The 16,547-nt window shown below is 71.8% G+C and carries 17 protein-coding genes and 2 pseudogenes; 6 read left to right on the forward strand and 13 right to left on the reverse strand.

Annotated features, from left to right (window positions below; all coding sequences use genetic code 11):
• Positions 1-445 precede the first annotated feature (445 nt).
• On the forward strand, positions 446-1,132 hold the full coding sequence (locus tag ACIHEI_RS16940; RefSeq protein ID WP_396607153.1) for an alpha/beta fold hydrolase: 687 nt from the start codon (positions 446-448) through the stop codon (positions 1,130-1,132).
• A gap of 366 nt (positions 1,133-1,498) precedes the next feature.
• Here the strand turns inward: ACIHEI_RS16940 and ACIHEI_RS16945 are convergent, their stop codons facing one another.
• Both ACIHEI_RS16945 and ACIHEI_RS16950 read right to left on the reverse strand, forming a co-directional pair.
• Positions 1,499-1,861, reverse strand: coding sequence for a nuclear transport factor 2 family protein (locus tag ACIHEI_RS16945; protein WP_396607253.1), 363 nt, complete (start codon positions 1,859-1,861; stop codon positions 1,499-1,501).
• 2 nt (positions 1,862-1,863) lie between these two features.
• Positions 1,864-2,415 carry a thiamine pyrophosphate-dependent enzyme gene (locus ACIHEI_RS16950; protein WP_396607254.1) on the reverse strand — a complete coding sequence of 184 codons (552 nt, stop codon included), beginning with the start codon at positions 2,413-2,415 and terminating at the stop codon, positions 1,864-1,866.
• Here ACIHEI_RS16950 and ACIHEI_RS16955 point away from each other — a divergent pair.
• Positions 2,299-2,858 (forward strand): annotated as a pseudogene (locus ACIHEI_RS16955) (glycosyltransferase). The gene ACIHEI_RS16950 and the pseudogene ACIHEI_RS16955 overlap by 117 nt on opposite strands.
• 140 nt (positions 2,859-2,998) lie before the next feature.
• On the opposite strand, the gene ACIHEI_RS16960 reads toward ACIHEI_RS16955, so the two are convergent.
• From ACIHEI_RS16960 to ACIHEI_RS16975, 4 genes are all read right to left on the reverse strand, one after another.
• Positions 2,999-4,360, reverse strand: a complete 1,362-nt coding sequence (locus tag ACIHEI_RS16960; RefSeq protein WP_396607154.1) for a carotenoid oxygenase family protein — start codon at positions 4,358-4,360, stop codon at positions 2,999-3,001.
• 66 nt (positions 4,361-4,426) lie between these two features.
• Positions 4,427-4,867 (reverse strand): SRPBCC family protein, encoded by a 441-nt coding sequence (locus ACIHEI_RS16965; protein ID WP_396607155.1) that lies wholly within the window; start codon positions 4,865-4,867, stop codon positions 4,427-4,429.
• Positions 4,868-4,920: 53 nt separating this feature from the next.
• Positions 4,921-6,372: a DHA2 family efflux MFS transporter permease subunit gene (locus tag ACIHEI_RS16970; RefSeq protein WP_396607156.1), complete on the reverse strand. Its 1,452-nt coding sequence runs from the start codon at positions 6,370-6,372 to the stop codon at positions 4,921-4,923.
• A 115-nt stretch (positions 6,373-6,487) separates the two neighbouring features.
• Entirely contained in the window at positions 6,488-7,054 is a 567-nt protein-coding gene (locus ACIHEI_RS16975; protein WP_396607157.1) for a TetR/AcrR family transcriptional regulator, read from the reverse strand.
• Positions 7,055-7,194: 140 nt separating this feature from the next.
• On the opposite strand from ACIHEI_RS16975, the gene ACIHEI_RS16980 reads away from it, so the two are divergent.
• Positions 7,195-7,509 carry a hypothetical protein gene (locus tag ACIHEI_RS16980; protein WP_396607158.1) on the forward strand — a complete coding sequence of 105 codons (315 nt, stop codon included), beginning with the start codon at positions 7,195-7,197 and terminating at the stop codon, positions 7,507-7,509.
• Here ACIHEI_RS16980 and ACIHEI_RS16985 read toward each other — a convergent pair.
• From ACIHEI_RS16985 to ACIHEI_RS17000, 4 genes and pseudogenes are all read right to left on the reverse strand, one after another.
• Entirely contained in the window at positions 7,496-8,773 is a 1,278-nt protein-coding gene (locus tag ACIHEI_RS16985; RefSeq protein ID WP_396607159.1) for a WD40 repeat domain-containing protein, read from the reverse strand. The genes ACIHEI_RS16980 and ACIHEI_RS16985 overlap by 14 nt on opposite strands.
• A gap of 45 nt (positions 8,774-8,818) precedes the next feature.
• Positions 8,819-9,187, reverse strand: a pseudogene (locus tag ACIHEI_RS16990) (transposase); the annotation flags it as partial.
• Between the two features lie 75 nt (positions 9,188-9,262).
• Positions 9,263-10,615, reverse strand: a complete 1,353-nt coding sequence (locus ACIHEI_RS16995) for a cytochrome P450 (protein WP_396607160.1) — start codon at positions 10,613-10,615, stop codon at positions 9,263-9,265.
• Positions 10,615-11,625: a hypothetical protein gene (locus ACIHEI_RS17000; protein WP_396607161.1), complete on the reverse strand. Its 1,011-nt coding sequence runs from the start codon at positions 11,623-11,625 to the stop codon at positions 10,615-10,617. The genes ACIHEI_RS16995 and ACIHEI_RS17000 overlap by 1 nt, the downstream gene beginning before the upstream one ends.
• A gap of 296 nt (positions 11,626-11,921) precedes the next feature.
• Here ACIHEI_RS17000 and ACIHEI_RS17005 point away from each other — a divergent pair, with 296 nt between their 5' ends.
• Both ACIHEI_RS17005 and ACIHEI_RS17010 read left to right on the forward strand, forming a co-directional pair.
• Complete coding sequence (locus ACIHEI_RS17005) at positions 11,922-12,746, forward strand: BREX system ATP-binding domain-containing protein (protein WP_396607162.1); 825 nt, start codon at positions 11,922-11,924, stop codon at positions 12,744-12,746.
• Between the two features lie 83 nt (positions 12,747-12,829).
• Positions 12,830-13,150 (forward strand): hypothetical protein, encoded by a 321-nt coding sequence (locus ACIHEI_RS17010; RefSeq protein ID WP_396607163.1) that lies wholly within the window; start codon positions 12,830-12,832, stop codon positions 13,148-13,150.
• Positions 13,151-13,302: 152 nt separating this feature from the next.
• On the opposite strand, the gene ACIHEI_RS17015 is transcribed toward ACIHEI_RS17010, so the two are convergent.
• The 3 genes from ACIHEI_RS17015 to ACIHEI_RS17025 form a co-directional block, all read right to left on the reverse strand.
• Entirely contained in the window at positions 13,303-13,686 is a 384-nt protein-coding gene (locus ACIHEI_RS17015) for a hypothetical protein (RefSeq protein ID WP_396607164.1), read from the reverse strand.
• A gap of 387 nt (positions 13,687-14,073) precedes the next feature.
• Positions 14,074-14,556 (reverse strand): DoxX family protein, encoded by a 483-nt coding sequence (locus ACIHEI_RS17020; RefSeq protein WP_396607165.1) that lies wholly within the window; start codon positions 14,554-14,556, stop codon positions 14,074-14,076.
• Between the two features lie 32 nt (positions 14,557-14,588).
• Positions 14,589-15,251 (reverse strand): hydrolase, encoded by a 663-nt coding sequence (locus tag ACIHEI_RS17025; protein WP_380338285.1) that lies wholly within the window; start codon positions 15,249-15,251, stop codon positions 14,589-14,591.
• Positions 15,252-15,785: 534 nt separating this feature from the next.
• Between ACIHEI_RS17025 and ACIHEI_RS17030 the strand changes: the two genes are divergently transcribed.
• The gene (locus tag ACIHEI_RS17030) at positions 15,786-16,520 is read left to right on the forward strand and encodes a YoaK family protein (protein ID WP_396607166.1); all 735 of its coding nucleotides are present in this window, start codon (positions 15,786-15,788) and stop codon (positions 16,518-16,520) included.
• Positions 16,521-16,547 lie beyond the last annotated feature (27 nt).

Raw genomic sequence — 16,547 nt, forward strand, 5'->3', positions numbered from 1 at the left:
AGGCGCAGGGTGAGGGTGAAGGCGCCGTCGGCGGCGAGGGGCAGCCAGTTGGTCCGGTTGAGCGGGGGCTCCTGGGTCCTGGGCCTGGATGAGCAGGAGGGTGTTCGCCGGTGTCGAGGTCCGTGGCGGGGTGGTGTGCTGGCCGATCGAGTAGATGCCGGCGGGGTTGTCGATGAGGAAGCCGTCGGCGTCATAGGCGGTCAGCGACTGCAACGCGACGGCGGGCGGGGTCTGACCGATAGGGAAGGTGGGGGTGAGAGCGGCGTGGGTCGCGTGGTCGTCGGCGGTCGGGTGGACGGTGTCCGCCCCGGTTCCACGACCAAGGCAGTCCGAACCCGTGGACGGAGGAGGGAAGGGCCGACGGTCGCGGTCGACTGCGATGAGTCATAGCGTGATCACTCGGTGCAGCCGGATCGCGGCTCGACGACGACGAAATGAGGACGCCATGGCCAGCAGGGCCAGCATCGTTTTCGCCCATGGACTCTGGGCCGACGGGTCGTGCTTCAACAAGCTCATCCCCGCGCTCCAGGCCGAGGGGCACGCGGTCTCCAGTTCGCAGCACGGCCTCGACTCGCTCGAAAGCGACGTCGCGTGCGTCACCCGCTCCATCGACTACGTGCCCGGTCCGGTCGTGCTCGTCGGCCACTCGTACGGCGGGACCCTGATCACCAAGGCCGGAGTTCACGACCGGGTGGGCGCACTGGTCTACATCGCCGCGCTCGGCCCGGACGAGGACGAGACCTCGCAGGAGCAGCAGAACAAGTTCCCCCGTACGCCCGTGTTCGATCACATCGACGTCTCCCACGGCCGGATCCGGCTCAAGGAGTCGGGCACCGGCGACTTCTGCGGCGATCTGCCGCCGGCCGAGCAGAAGCTCGTCCGGGCCGTGGGCGCCGTGCCGGTCCCCGACCTGTTCGACCAGCAGATGCCCGGCACCGCCTGGCGCACCAAGCCGAGCTGGTGCATCGTCGCGAACAACGACCGTACGGTGCACCCGGACCTGGAACGGGCCTCCGCCGAGCGCATGGGCGCCAAGGCCTACGACGTCGACAGCAGCCACGTGCCGATGCTCTCGAACCCGGACTTCGTCCTCGACGTCATCCGCGACGCCGCGAAGTCCCTCGAAGCGTAGGTGTCGGCCGACCGGAATCCGCCGGGGGCTGTTCCCGGGCGGCGGCGCACGCGGCAGGTCACGTCGAGCCCACGGGATCGCGAAGAGCAGGCCGTGGATGAAGCTCAGGACAGGCGGCGACGGGGTTTGGGTGGCGCTGTGAGGAGTCGGGCACCGGCGACCCTTCCGCAGGGTTGGAGTGGAGCGGTCCGGCGGGCGGCTCGGAGGTGGCTCCGAGGCCGTGATGGCGGGTGGATCCCGCGCCTCCGGAGGGCATTCGTGTCGGTGGCCGCCCGCGACGGCGATCGTGTGAGGGCGGTCATCGGCGGGAGCCGGAGGTGCTCGGCAGCGCGGCAGTCGGGCACTTCCTGTTCCGTCAGGGGGTGGTCAGGGGGCTGTGACGGCGGAGGCGAAGTCGGGGTGCACGCCGAGTTGGGCGAGCATGACGCTGACTCCGACGTAGCAGTTGAACTCCTTGACCTTCCCGCCTTCCACGTACCAGAAGTCGGCGGTGGGGATGCTGAGTCGGGCACCGGCTGCGTGGACGGTGCCGGGGGGTGTCTCGAAGGGGCCGGTGACGGTGCCCTCGGTCGTCAGCTCGACGGCGACCACGTCGCCCATGACGTGGAGCCGGTGCAGTTCGCGGTGGATGTCGGGTGCCAGCGCACCCATGAAGGCGACGACCTGGTCGCCGAGGTGTTCGCCGCAGTAGCTCTCGCCTGCGACGACCGCACGTCGACGGCGCGGCAGCCTTAGCCGCGGGCGAGGGAGGCGATGTCCAGGTCCGGCAGGTCCAGTCCGGGGACGCCCGGGGTGTCCTCCAGCCGGGCGAAGGACTTGAGGATCGCGTACTCGTGGTTGCGCATGACCACGTAGACGATCGGGAGGCGGTGCCGGGCCGCGGTGTAGAGCGCCTGGACGGAGTACCGGAAGGAGCCGTCGCCGATCAGGCCGACCACCGGGCGCCGCACCCCGCGCTCCCGGTCGGCCAGCGCCACGCCCACCCCCGCCGGGACGGCCCAGCCGATGTCCCCGCTGGCCGTGGCGAAGAACGAGCCGGGGCGGGTGGTGGGCAGCCACTCGAGCTGTTCCGCCATGGTCGAGGTCGACTCGTTGACGATGACGATGACGATGACGATGACGATGACGGCGTCCGGCGGGCGGAGACCCGGCCGGGTATTCCGCCCATCGACCTGCTCGGCGAGCAGATCACGGCGGCGCCGGCCCAAAGCCCGACCATTGGCCACGGCCTGGCCCGCACTCTGCGCGCCGCCGCCAAGGAAGTCGAGCTGAACCGCTACCACCGGGCCACCCGGCGCGCCTTCCCCGACGGCCTCGAGACCCAGCCGACGAAGGTGCAGATCGGCGGCGGCAGCCACCAGTTGGCCGGCTTCTTTCCCTGGTGTACATCGACCACCCGCGCTCCGCCAAGGGCTTCGCCCGCGAGAGCTTCCGGGTGCTTGCCTCGGGCGGGCAGGTCATCACGGGAGGGCGGGACGCCGCCCACGTGCTCGGCCGCTATCCGGCCGCCCCGGTCGCCGCCGACGAGATGATCGAGCGCTGGCACTCCTAGCGCAGCTGTCGCGACGACATCAACACCTACCTCGGCCTGATCAACTACGTCTTCCGCGACCAGGACGACGACCCCGCCTACACGCCACGCCTCTGGACCTTCGACACCTCACTCGCCAACCCCAAGCGCGAGTGGGCCAGCTGGGCCGGCGTCTACGTCATCGCCACCAAGTAGAAACTCGGCCCGAACCAGCGCGGTGGTCCGGCAGAACCGGACCACCGTCTCGCCGGGAGGCGTCCGCAATGGGGTTGAGCCACACTCTGGCCGCCATGACAACGTCGGCCCGCTCCGCGTCCCCGGGGCGTTGCGGTGGTTCAGCCGCGGGGGGCGTCGAGGTCGCTGTCGGGGATCCAGGAGCCGTGGATGCCGCCGGTGACGCGGCGCGGGAGGTGGACGGTGGCGATCCGGTCGAGGCCGGCGGCGTCCAGGACCAGGAGCTGGGAGGCGTCCTGCTTGAGGTCGGAGACGACGGTGAGGAGGTAGCCGTCGTCCTCGCGGGTGGCGCCCGCGGCGGGGACGAAGACGGCCTCGCTGGGCAGCCGGGCGTCGCCGGCCTGGTGGACCAGGCGGCTGCCGGTGGTGCGGTCGTACTTGACGATGCCGTAGCCGCCGAAGCCCTCCTGGTCGGGGAAGGAGACCGCGTACTGGTAGCGGTGCTCGGCGCCGAGGAAGTCCTCGTTGAGGGTCGGGAACTCGACCGCGAGGTCGTCGACGACCTGCTCGTCGACGCGGCCGGCGGTCAGGTCGACGACCCAACGCCGGGTGTAGGAGCGGGTGTTGGGCTCGGTGCCGCGCCCCGGCGCGCCGACCCACCAGTTCCAGGAGAGCTGGAAGCCCTCGCGGTCCACGGTCGGCCCTTCCAGGACGATGCGCCCCTGGGCGTCCTCGTAGGCGTTGGCGGCGTGCAGCATGTTGCCCGGCTCGATGGCGAACCACCGGATCTTTCCGGCGCCCTGAGGGCCGCGCGGCATGACGCCGATCCGGGCGGGCTGGTCGTCGTTCCAGCCGTAGGGGATGCCGGAGTGCTCGTTCGGGGCGAAGGTGACGGTGCCCTCGACGAAGACGACGTGGTTGCGGGTGATCGCGAAATCGTGCTTGAGGGAGGCGGTGGCGCCCGGCACCTCGAAGCCGTGCGTGACCCGGCCCTTGGCGTCGGCGACGTAGTACATCAGGTAGGGAGGGAACGGGGAGGAGCCGAAGAAGTGCAGCTCGCCGGTGACCGGGTCGGTCTTCGGGTGGGCGGTCATCGCGCTGCGCAGCTTGCCGTCGAAGTCGTAGGCGCCGACCGTCTCCAGCTCCGGGGTGAGCTCGAAGGGGAAGTTGGCTTCGCACAGGGCGAGCAGGCGTCCGGCGTGCTCGATGACGTGGGTGCCGGCGGTGCTGGCGGTCAGGTCGGGGCCGTGGTCGGTCAGATAGGGGGCGCCGTCCAGGGCCGGGGTGTGCACCCAGCGGTTGCGGTACCACTCGGCCTCGCCGTCGCGCAGGCGGATGCCGTGGACCATGCCGCTGCCCTTGAACCAGTGGGTGGGGGTGACGCCGGGCTTGGGGTTGTGGCTGTTGCGGATCAGCCGGCCGGTCAGCTCCGGGGGCAGGTTGCCCTCGACGGTCAGGCCGACGGCGGTGACCTCGTCGGCGACGGGGGTGTAGTGGCCGGTCAGGTACGGCTTGTTGGACATGGCGGGGACCTCTCTGGTCGGTTGGAACGGTGAGCTGCGGAAGCCGGATCGGCGGTCGGGGTGGGGTCAGCGCTGCTGCTCGGCACGGGCCTTGAGACTCGCCAGCCAGGTGGTCAGGGAGTGCTCCAGCGCTCGGCCGAGCTCCTCGGCGGCGGCGTCGACGGGGGCGCCGCTCCAGGACTCCTCGGTGCGGACGGTGACCTGGCCGCCGGTCTGCTCGAAGGTCCACACGTGGACGCCGTCGATGCCGTTGGCGGGGCCGCCCCACACCAGTCGCCGGCCGGGGACGATCTCTCGGACGGTGGAGGTGATCTCCAGGCCGTGGGTCTTCCAGCGGAAGGAGCTGCCGGGCTGCAGCGGGCCGTCGAGCTCGGCCCGGTCCACGTCCGCGTTCCAGTCGGCCCAGGCGTCGATGTCGGTGTGCAGGGCCCAGACCGTCTCGATCGGAGCGTCGATCACGGTGGACAGGCGGACGATGACGGGGGCGGTCTCGTCGATGGTGAACATGGCGGTGGTTCCTCTCGGGTGATCCGGTGATGGGGGTCGGGTCTGGCGGTGGGTCAGTTGGTGGGGACGGTGGTCGAGGCGGGGGCGGGTGCCTCCGCGGCGAGGGCGCCGCCGCGCCGCGTCAGACCTGCGGCGAGCAGGGCGGTGGCGGCCAGGACCGCGGCCGAGATGCCGAAGGCGGTGCGGTAGCCGGCGGTGAGCGCGTCCAGGTGGGGCTGGTGGGTCGCGGTGCGGGCCGTGGCGGTGCCGGCCAGGGTGGCCAGGACGGCCAGGCCGATCGCGCCGCCGACCTGGCGCGTGGTGTTGACCAGCCCTCCGGCCAGGCCGGAGTCCTGCCGGTCGACGCCTTCGACGGACAGCGCGGTCAGTTGGACGAAGGCGACGCTCAGGCCCAGGCCGATGAGGATGCTCGGACCGAGGACGTCGGTGAGGTAGCTGCCGTGGGCGCTGATCTGCGACAGCCACAGCAGGCCGGCTGCCTCGGTGAACAGCGCGGCGGTGACGGTGGCGGTGGCGCCGATGCGGCGGGAGACCTGCGGGGCCAGCGTGGAGCCGAGCATGTTGGCTGCGGCGAGCGGGAGTTGGCCGAGGCCGGTGAGGAGCGGGCTGGAGCCCAGGACCTGCTGCTGGTAGAGCGGCAGGAAGAAGAACAGGGCGATCCAGACCGAGCCGAGCAGGGCCATCAGCACGTTCCCGGCCGTGACGCGTCCGGCGCCGAACAGACGCGGGGGCAGGAGCGGGTTCGGGTGGCGGCGCTCGATCAGGACCAGCGCGACAGTCAGCACTGCGGCGACCGCGAAGGCGCCGAGGACCTGTGGGTCGGTCCAGCCGGAGCGGCGGGCCGTGGTCAGCCCCCAGACCAGGGCGGTCAGTGCGAGTGTGACGGCGGCGGTGCCGAGGACGTCGAACCTCCCGCTCTCCTGCACCGAAGTCCTCGGGGCGAAGGCAGCGGCCGCGGCGAGGACCAGGAACGCGCCGATCGCGACGGCGTGGAAGATCCACCGCCAGCCGAGCGCCTGGGTCAGCACCCCGCCGAGCAGTACTCCTGCCGCGCCGCCCGCGCCGGAGACCGCTCCCCACACGCCCAGCGCCCTGCCCCGTCCGGGGCCGGGCGGGAACAGATCCATGACCAGGGCCAGGGCCGCAGGGGCGATGGCCGCAGCCCCGATGCCCTGGACGGCGCGGGCCGCGATCAGGATGCCGGAGGAGGAGGCGAGCCCCGCCGCCACCGAGGCCGCACCGAACAGCATGAGGCCGCCCAGCAGGACCGTCCGCCGTCCCAGCAGGTCCGCGGCGCGACCACCGGCCAGGAGCAGCGCCCCGAACGCCAGGCCGTAGGCGTTGACCACCCAGGTCGTGCCGCTGTCCGACAGTCCGACGCCGGCGCGGATCTGCGGGAGGGCCACGTTCACGATCGAGGTGGCCAGCATGATGGTGAACTGGGCCCCGGCCAGGGCCGCGAGCGCGGCCGCGGGGCTTCTCGTGGTTCCAGAAGTCCTGAACATCCCGTCCTCCATGAGTGGTTGGCCACTCACTCTCGTGAGCCCAAAAATATGAGTGGTTAGCCACTCACTCTTGAAGCCGAAGAGACGGCGGGGCTCGCCCCGCCGACCGCCCTGCTCAGTAGTGCGTGACGCCTGCCGCCAGCGTCCGCATCCAGGGCCCGTCCGCTTCGTCCGCGCCCATCGAGACGATCAGGTGACACAGCATGCCGATGGCGAAGAACTGCTGGATCTGCTCGTCGCTCCCGCCGGAGGCGCCGCGTACGTACTCCACCAGCCGCGCGTAGCCCCGGCGGACCACCTCGCGCACAGCCGGCTCCGAGACGGCGGCGGCCTGGGCGTGCAGTTGGATCAGCATCAGGTCGTTGTTGCTGATCAGCCGGGCATAGGCATCGCCCATGGCCTCCAGTACCGCCTCCGGCGAGCTGCCTGTGGCGTCGGCGGCCCCGCCCTCCAGACTTGCCCGCACCTGGACGAAGCAGTGCTCGACCACGGCCGCGAACAGCGACTCCTTGCTGGGGAACAGGCGGTAAACGTAGGCCTGGGAGATGCCGGCCGCCTTGGCGACCTCGGTCGTCGTGGTGCCCCAGTAGCCCCGCGCCGCGAAGGCGCCGATGGCGGTGCGCAGCACCGTCTCGCGGCGTTCCTCGGCGGTGGACAACTGGCGGGCTCGCTCCTTGCTCATGTGAGTATTCAACCACTCACACTTTTCCGCGTCAACGAGTACGCCCACGCGGACGGTGACGATTCACGGGGTGGCCGCATTCGCGCCGACTCGCGGCACGGGTGCCTGTGGTCGAACAGGGCTCCGGCAATCACCCGGAGATGACGGGTCTTCCCTCGCGGCAGTGGACACACGAGGTCTGCCCGGTCGCACGGGTGGAGGACCGGCTGCGGGAGGTGCTGCTGGTGCAGTGCCGGGCGGACCGGATCGAGCCGCCGGGCCGGATCGAGCCGCCGGGCCGGATCGACCGGATCATCGCCTCGGCCCGGGCGGAGAAGGCGTTCTGCGCGCGGACCGTCGAGCGCCTGGGCGAGGTCTGCGCGTCCCGGCTGCCGATCGAGGCGCACTTCGGCCCGCTCGCCGGGGCGGAACCAGCAACCATCCGGTCACAGCACCAACGGCTCACGGCCCAGTAGAGTCAGGGTCGGCGTGCAGGGACAGGACCGCGACGTCGCCGCCGAAGCCCACCACGAGCGAGCCTTCCGGGGTCACGGTCAGCGCATGGACTGGCGCGGGAAACACCAGCTCCCGGCCGATCTGCCGCCCGGCGGCCGGCTCCCACAGGCACACCGTTCCATCCGAACCACCGGTGACGACGCGGAGTTCTCCACCGATCACCGCGGTCACCACCGCGGACACGGTGCCTTCGTGGCCGACCAGCCTGCCGACTTCCCGCCCCATGACCAGGTCCCACACGCGCACGGTGGCGTCGTAACCTGCCGTGATCGCGTGGGCTCTGCCGCCGACGACCGCTGTCGCGACCGCCCACGCCTCGCCGTCGTGGCCCGGCAGGGGCTCCCCGACCGGTTGTCCGGTGGTCAGGTCCCACTGCCAGACCTTGCCACCGCTCATACAGCCCACCGCATGGGGCCTGTCATCGATCACCAGCGTGTCGATGGCCATCAGGAAGTCGTCGTGTCCGGTGAGTTCGCCGACCTGTTCCCCACTGGCCAGATCCCAGACCCGCACGGACACGTCGTCGTCGCTGGCGAGCGCACACGGTCGCCCCTGGACGACAGCCGTGCCCAGACACCACACCTCACCGTTGATCCCCGGCAGCTCGCCCGTCTGCCGGCGGGTGGCCAGGTCCCACGCGAGTACCGCCCAGTCGCTGGCCGTGACGACGCACGGCCGACCGTCCACGACCTCCGTCGCCACCGCCCACACTCTGCCGTTGAGGTCGCTCATGGGCCCGCCGACCGGTTGGCCGGTCTGAAGGTCCCGCACCCGGACCGTCTGGTCCTTGCTGCCGGTGACCACGACGTGGCGGCCGTCCGAGAAGGTTGTCACCACCGCGTCAACACCGCCGGTGTGACCGGACGGGTTCATCTGGAAGTGCGGGTCACTCTGCGCGCCGGTGGACCACAGCACCTGCCATGGCTCGGTGTCGACACCCTCCACTGACACGGCGGCAATCCGTGCCGACAACTCCCGGTCCCCGTACCGAGCCGCGTCCAGGGCCAGCAGCTGCCGCCGCACCCACGGTGGCACGTCCCGGTGTACGTCCACCGACGCCCGGTAAACCGCAGCCATCAGTCGCGCATCGGAATCCGCATCGGAAGCCAGCAACCCCAGAACCCGCTCAGGATCAGCGTTCACCAGCCATGGCAGGTCCGTCCACCACCCTTCGGCCCCCGACGGATCCGAAGCCGAAGCGGCCATATGAACGTCGTCACTCATGGCCGAAACTCTAGTGATGCGGCCGGATAGGTCCGCCAGGTTGGATCAAGCTGCGCTCTTGAGAGGCCGTCCGCCCCAGCGGACGCCTTTCTCGCTTCGGATGCGGGCGCGTTCTTTGCGTTCGGCGGCCAGGACGTCGCGGTGGCCGGCGTTGGCGCTGCGCCAGCGCAGGTAGGCGTGCAGGGCCCGGGTCTGCACGGTGTGGTTGGGGTGGTTGGAGTTGGCGATGGTGAACTGCCTCAGCAGCCCGAAGTGCGCCTCGATCGGGTTGGCCCACGAGGCGTAGGTCGGGGTGAAGCACAACTCGACCTTGTTCTCCTTCGTCCAGCGGCGGATGTCGGCGCCTTTGTGAGCGGACAGGTTGTCGAGGATCACGTAGATCGGGGCGCCGTCGGGCCGTGCGGCGCGGATCGACTACCTGAGGTGGTTCGGCGCGGGCGCGGTGGGTGGTCGGCGAGTGGCGCGGCGACGGCTTCGGGCATCCCCCGCTCATCGCGGTTCGGCGATGAGGAGGGGGCCGCGCGGGCGGACGGTGGCGGCGGTGGCGTTCTCCCTGACCGGGGTGGCCGTGGCCGGCCTGAGCCGTAGGCGGGCGAGGACGGCTGCGGTGATGACGAGCATCTCGGTCCAGGCGAAGGACTCGCCGACGCACTTGTGGTGGCCGGCGCCGAAGGGGAAGAACAGCCTGGCCGGGGCACGATCCGCGGGACGGGACCAGCGGTCGGGATCGAATCGTAACGGGTCGGTGTGGAGCTTGGGGGAGCGGTGCAGTGCGGTCGGGCTGAACAGGATCTCCGCTCCCGGGGGCAGGAGGACGCCGCCGTAGTGGAGCGGCGCCACTGCCCGGCGCATCAGGATCCAGTTGGGGGTGTGGAGCCGGAGGGTCTCGCTGATCGCGTGCCCCGTGCGTTCCAGGCGCGGCAGGTCGTCCATGGACACGACGCCGTCGGCGGCGATGGCGCGGACCTCCTCGCTCAGCTCGTCCTGCAGGTCCTGGTGCCGGGCGAGTTCGTGGAACAGCCAGGCGAGCGTGGTGGCGGTCGTCTCGGTGCCGGCCAGGAGCAGCGAGACCGCCTCGTCCCGGACCTGGGCCGGTGCCATGGCGAGGCCGGTCTCCTCGTCGCGGGTGGACAGCAGCAGGGAGAGCAGCGTGCCGTCCGGGCCCTGCTGTAGGCCGGCGGCCTGGGCGACGATCTCGTCCACGACGGTGCGCAGGCCCTGGACCGCCGCATCGAAGCGCCGGTTGGCGGGTACGGGCAGCTTCTCCAGCAGCGGCGAGGGGTAGAGCGCCCGTCGGACGAATCCGGTGAGGACCACGGGCACGGCCCGGTCGATCCTGTTCTTCTGGTCGCGGCTCAGATGGGTGGCGAACAGCGCCTCGACCACGATGTCCCGGGCGAGTTCGTGCATCCGCGTTTCGATCGGCGCGGCCCGTCCGGGCTCCCAGCGCGACACTGCTGCCGCTGCCGCCCGTGCGGCCAGCGTGGCGTACCGGCGGATGCTGTCGCGGTGGAAGGCCGGCTGGACCAGTCGCCGCTGGCGGAGGTGGAACGCGCCCTCGGAGGTGAACAGGCCGTTGCCCAGCAGTCCGCGGGCCTTGTCGAAGACGAAGCCCTTCTCGGTCTTCGCGGCGTCTTTGACGAGCAGTCGGTGGACCAGTTCGGGGTCTGTGAGGACGTGAACCGGCCTGTGCCACAGGTGGATCCGCACCACGGGGCCGTGGTCGGCCAGTGACTGGAGAAAGGGCAGGGGGCAGGTGAGCAGCGGGACCAGGTGCCCGAGCAGAGGCAGTCGGCCCGGAGCGCACGGCACCCCGGCGGGCGCGGCGTCGTCCTCGGACATCAGTGCCTCGCCACGGGCGGTGGTGCGTCGAACCGCGAGCTGCTGCGGGACCAGTCGATGTGGCCCCGCAGCCACAGACCGAGGCCGCGCGCGTACGCCGCTGTCGCAGGACTCCCGGTGGTGCGGACGGTCCGGCTCAGCTCGACGAACGCGGCCATCTCGGCATCGCGCATGGCGATGGCAGACTTCCGGGCCTCGGCCGACGAACAGCGGTGGTGGAGGGCGAGGACCTCGACCAGGTTGTGGCGGCCCTGGCCGCCGGCCGTCTCCTTGGCATGGGAGTAAAGGTCGTTGTCCCAGCTCACCAGGTTCGCGGTGATGTCCCTGAGCCGACGCAGCGCGGGGCTGTCCGCCTCGGCGGAAGGCACTTCGTAGCCCGCCGCGACGTCGACCAGGGTGAGACAGGTGTACGTCGCTCCCGCGTGCCGACGCATCGCCACGTACTCGGCCGGTCCCGGCACCAGTCCGGCCTCCCGGTTCGCGGCCTCCCATACCTGGGCGTGGAGGTAGTCGCGGACTGAGCACTCCCAGCGGAACAGCTGTGACGGCGACGCCTGTGCGGCGACCCGGTCCCGTATGTCCCGCAGGGCCGCGGCGAAGGTGTGGGCCGGTCCGTCCAGGCCGGCCTCGGCCACGTCCGCTTCGGCCAAGTCCGCGTCGAGCACCCGGGCCAGCAGAGCGGTAGTCCGTGCCAGCGGCGCGGGACGGGCGCCGCGTTCGCGGTCCTCGCAGTAGCCGTCGTCGAAGGAGAAGAGCCACACGTACCAGTCGGACAGCAGGCGCAGCATGTCGGCGGGCACCTCGGGATTGGTCCGTGCGGCCAGGTGGCCGCTGCGCTGACGCCCGATCCGCATCGCCCGGTGCGGCTGCCCGTCCAGCAGCCGGTGCCGCGCCAGCCAGGTAAGGCTCTGCCGGTCCGCCTGGTCGGCGTGTCGGTTGGTCAGGGACGGGAAAGGGCACCACAAGTCGTCCGCGGTGCTGCGCGGTTGTCCGGCGCGGAGATCGCTCATCGTTTCGCCGACCTTCGTCTGGGTGGGTGGCCGCCGGCTTCCGTGCCCCGGCGACGATCGCGTGCGGGGCGACCCGCCTGCGCGAGGAGGCCGAAGCTAGTCCGTTGCGGGGCACAGCAATGGACTGTGCGCGCATCCGTGGTTGTCTCTCGGCGCACCGCCGGTCATCGCGCCCTGCCCTGGAGCCCGAGGACGCTGCGCACCGGGAGCTGTACACGCCGTAATTCCGGGATGTTCTGACGGCCGGTAACCTTGGGTGCCCGCGGAGCGGGCCGGCGGACTCGAGGGGGACGAGAGTGGCGGACGGCGGGCGGGTGCCGGTTCTGGTCGGGCGGCAGCGGGAGACGGAACTGCTGACCGCGGCCCTGGTCCAGGCGGTGGACGGTGCGAGCGGGTCCACCGTGCTGCTGCGCGGCGAGGCAGGCGTCGGTAAGAGCACGCTGCTGGCCTGGGTGGAGCGCGCGGCGCGCGAGCGCGGGTTCACCGTGCTGCGGGCGGTCGGCACGGAGGCGGAGACGGACCTCGCATTCGGGGCCCTCCACCAGGCGTTCTGGCTCCTCATCCAGCGTTCCGGTGCCTTGTCCGCGCACCAGCGGGAGGCCCTGGAGAGCGCGCTCGACGGCCGCTCCGGAACCCCGAGCGGGTTCGCCGTCGGAGCCGCCACCCTGGCGCTGCTGGGAGAGACGGTGCGGACCGCCCCCCTGCTGCTGCTCCTGGACGACCTGCACTGGATCGACACCTCCAGCGCAACCGTCTTCGCCTTCCTCCACCGTCGCTGCGCCGAACTGCCGGTGGTGATCGTCGGCGCCACCCGCCCGGACGGGCCGGCCGCTCAGGCCTGGTCGGCCGAAGCCGTCGACGTGCGGGCCCTGCCGCAGACGGACGCGGCCCTGCTGCTGGGCACCCGCTACCCCGAACTCGCCGCTCCCGCCAGGGACCGGGTGCTGGCGGAGGCGGCCGGAAACCCCCTGGCGCTGGTGGAGCTGCCGCGCCAACTGGCGGCCGCACAGCAGCGGGGAACCGCTCCCCTGCCGGAGCGGCTGCCGCTCGGGCGGAAGCTGGAGCGGATGTTCACCGAACTGCTTCCCGTGCACCGAGTCGGTCCTGCGGCGCACCGCTGAAACCCGGTAGTCAGATGACCTAACACGCCTCCCGGCCTGCGGATCAGGCTGACGTCGAAGGGTTTCGGCGAAAGGGCGGTCAGGTGGGCTTGCAGGTGACGTCCGCGGCGGTCCCGGACGACGAGAAGGCGGCGTTCTGGAGCAGGGATCTGTCGCGGGCGCTGGTGCCGGTCGAGGGGCATCTGGCGTCGCATCGGCTGGGGTACGTGCGAATCTCGACGCTGGAGGCGGACGCGGCGCGGGTCTCCCGGCCGGCGGCGCTGATCGCACGGGACCGGCGGACCGAGCCGCAGGTGGGGGTCGAGGTGCAGGTGTCGGGTCGGGCGGTGCTGGAGCAGGCCAGGCGGACGCTCCGGCCTGGCAGGCCTTCCACTGCGACAGCGTCCGCCGGTACGCCGCGCTGACCACCCGGATGGCGGCGACGGTGTCCCGCTGGAAGTCCGGGCGGCCGGCATCGACGAGAAGCCGAAGGCGTCGGGACCCGCTGCGTGCTCGGTGGGCCGCCAGTGTTCCCGCCTCAGGCGAAGTGCCGGATAGTGGCCGGTTCGGCAGGCTCCTAGGGGTGCCACCGGTCCGCGGCGGGCCGGCCCGTGGCGGCGAACCGCCCCGCGCCGCCCTCAAGCAGTGCCGCCGCGATCGAGCGCGCCTGCTCGGCGATGGCGGACCGGATGAATGGGGCGAACGTGAAGAACGCCGTCATCTCGTCCTTGGTCCCGGTCAGCAACTGTTTGCCGTCCAGGCGCCCGTCCGCGAGGGCCTGCTGCAGATCGCCGGCACGCCGAAGGCGCCGAGGACGGGGTACATCGGCGGAGCGATGCTGCCCGGGGGGGGAGACGTCCCGGACGAGCTGCCGGTAGGCGGCGAGCAGGTGCTCGGCCGGGACGGTGCGCAGTGCGGCCGGCGGGTCGGGGCTGCGGTCCAGGCCAGGCCGGTCGACCACACGTTGAGGTGAGGCAGCCGTCCTCGTTCCAGGCGGGGCGCGCCGTCCCATCACCGCTTTGAGCCGGGAGGGCTCCTGGGGCACGGACGGCCCTGGGGACCGCGTCCCGAACGCCCGTGAACTGCTGACGTCGAGGTCAGGGGCGGTTCGGCACCCATCTCGCCGGACCCGCGTAGCCGCGCCCCGGTCGGCCGGCCGCCCAGTGGCCGACCACGGCCACTGTGGCCCGACGGTCTGCATCCAGCCGCCCGTGTTCGAGACGACCTGGGCCAGCCCGGCGGAAAACCTTCTCCCGCAGTGGGGTCCAGGCGGACCCGGCGGAATCCGTGACGGTACTCGGCTCTATCGACCTTCCCCGGGGTCCGCGCCATAAGGAGTCGCCCGCGGTCAGGTCCGGTGCAGGGCGAGCCGCGTGGCCACGCCGCCGCCGACGCCGACGACCACCGCCGTCGGCAGCCACCACCATGGCCAGTGCGCCAGGCCGAGCGCGGCGTCGAGCGACCACCGGCCTGGGCCGGTGGCGGCCAGCACTGCACCGATGGCGATCAGCACGAGGGGGTACTCGTACCCGTCGTGCTGTACCCACAGCCCGTGCGGCCACTTGACGGTGAGGGCGACTGTCATCACGCCCATCACACCCGCGCCGGCCAGCGGGGTGAGCAGGCCGAGCGCCAGCATCAGCCCGGCCCCGATCTGGGTGCCGCCCGCGGCGAGCGCGGTGAGCTTCCCGCCTCGGAAGCCGTCGCCGCGGAACTCCGCGGTGCCACCCGCCAGTCCGCTGCCGCCCAGGCGGAAACTGACCTTCTGGACGCCGTGGCCCGCGATCAGCAGGCCTGCGACCACCCGCAGCAGGAGAAGGCCCGTGTTCACGATGGACTCCGGTCGAGTTCGGTCGCGGCCCGTCAGCCGGCGGCGTGCGGGTTGACCATGGCCTGGGCGTAGACGACACCCATGCCGTAGGCGCCGCCGTGCTCCTTGACCAGGTCCGTCACCGCGACATAGGTCTCGGTCCGGGCCCAGTCGCGCTGGAGCTCCAGCAGCACCTGCACCCAGGTGACCGGCACTGCCCCGGCCGCGGTCATCCGCTGCAGGGCGTGCTCGTGCGCCTGCGGGCTCACACCGCCGGAGGCGTCCGCGACCACGTACACCTCGTAGCCCTGATGCAGCGCCGACAGCGCCGGCAGGACCAGGCAGACCTCGGTCCACAGGCCGGAGAGGATGATCTTGCTGCGGCCGGTCGCCTTGACCGCCTCGACCAGCGCCGCGTCCTCCCAGGCGTTCATGCTGGTCCGGTCGATCAACTTCTGCTCGGGGAAGACCGCCCGCAGCTGCGGGAGGATCGGCCCGGAGAAGGACTCCGCCGCCACGGTGGAGAGCACCACCGGCACGTCGAATATCTTCGCGGCCTTCGCCAGGCCGACGGTCGAGTTGATGATGGCGGTGCGGTCGCCGCTGCCGGTGCCGAAGAACATCTGCGGCTGGTGGTCGACGAACAGCATCATCGCGTTGTCCGGGGTGAGCAGATCGGGACTCGGGGCGGCGTGGACCCTGTCGAAGTCGACCATGATTCTTCTCTTCTCTCGGAGCGTCAGGGAGTCGATGAAGCGCTGGGCCCCGTCGGACCGGCGGGGCCGCACGCTGGACGACGCTAGGACGCTTCGCACGGAACGGCTGCTCCCTCCGTGCCCCGGGAGTGTTCCGACACTGCACGCGGGCCCCGGGTGGGTCGTCGAGGGGGAACCGTGCGCTGAGAGGCAACCGGCGATGCGCTGCGATGGCACTACGGACGCGGCCGGCGGCCTAGGTTCGCCGGGTCGTTCCACCGGACTGCCCGAGAGAGGAACCCCGTTGTCCGCCATGCCCGTTGCCGGAATCCGCCCCGGCGCTACCGAGGAGCCCGCCGACCTGGTCGTCCGCAACGCCAAGGTGTTGACCAACGACCCGCGCCGCCCCCGGGCCAGTGCCGTGGCCGTCCGGGACGGACTGGTCCAGGCGGTCGGCCTGGCGTGCGGCCCGCGGTCTCGCCCTCCCGGGGCAGGGCGCGGCGCCGCTGGACCCGTGCTTCTTCTGACGATGCGACAACTCGGAGAGGAGGCGTCATGACCACGCCCGCAGGTGATCCCCGCACCGCCCCGCCACAGGTTCCCGGACCACAGGTTCCCGGACCACAGGTTCCCGGACCACAGGTTCACGACCGTCATCCGCTGGCGCTGGCCCTGTTCGCCCTCACCGCGGTCAGCGGCCTGATCGACGCGGTGAGCTACCTCGGCCTCGGCCATGTCTTCACGGCGAACATGACCGGCAACGTGGTCGTCATCGCCTTCGCCCTGGCCGGAGCACCCGGCTTCTCCGTCGCAGGCTCGCTGACCTCCCTCGTCGCCTTCCTCGCCGGCGCGGTCCTGGCCGGCCGCCTCGCGGGGCGGTACGCCACTACGCGGCGCGGCCGGTGGCTGCGCGCGGCCCTGGTCCTGGAGGTCTCGCTGCACGGCGCGGCCGCTGCCGTCGCCTTCGTCCGGGGTGTCGAGGGGGCCGCGCAGTACACCGTGATCGCCCTTGTGGCGGTGGCGATGGGCATCCGCAACGGCACCGTGCGCGCCCTCGCCGTCCCCGACCTCACCACCACCGTCCTCACCCTCACCCTGACCGGCCTCGCCGCCGACTCCCGCCTTGCCGGCGGCACCGCCCCCCGCCAGCGCCGCAGGGTCCTCGCCGTCGCCACCATGCTGGCGGGCGCCCTGCCGGGTGCGGTCCTGGTGCTGCACGGCCAGATCGCGTGGGCCCTGGTGGCCAGCGCGGTGCTGGCCGGTGCCACCGTCCTGCTCAACCGGGAGTGAGACGGCACCACTTCGCTCGGCTCCCCA

This window comes from Kitasatospora sp. NPDC051984, assembly GCF_044593455.1.
Lineage (GTDB): Bacteria > Actinomycetota > Actinomycetes > Streptomycetales > Streptomycetaceae > Kitasatospora.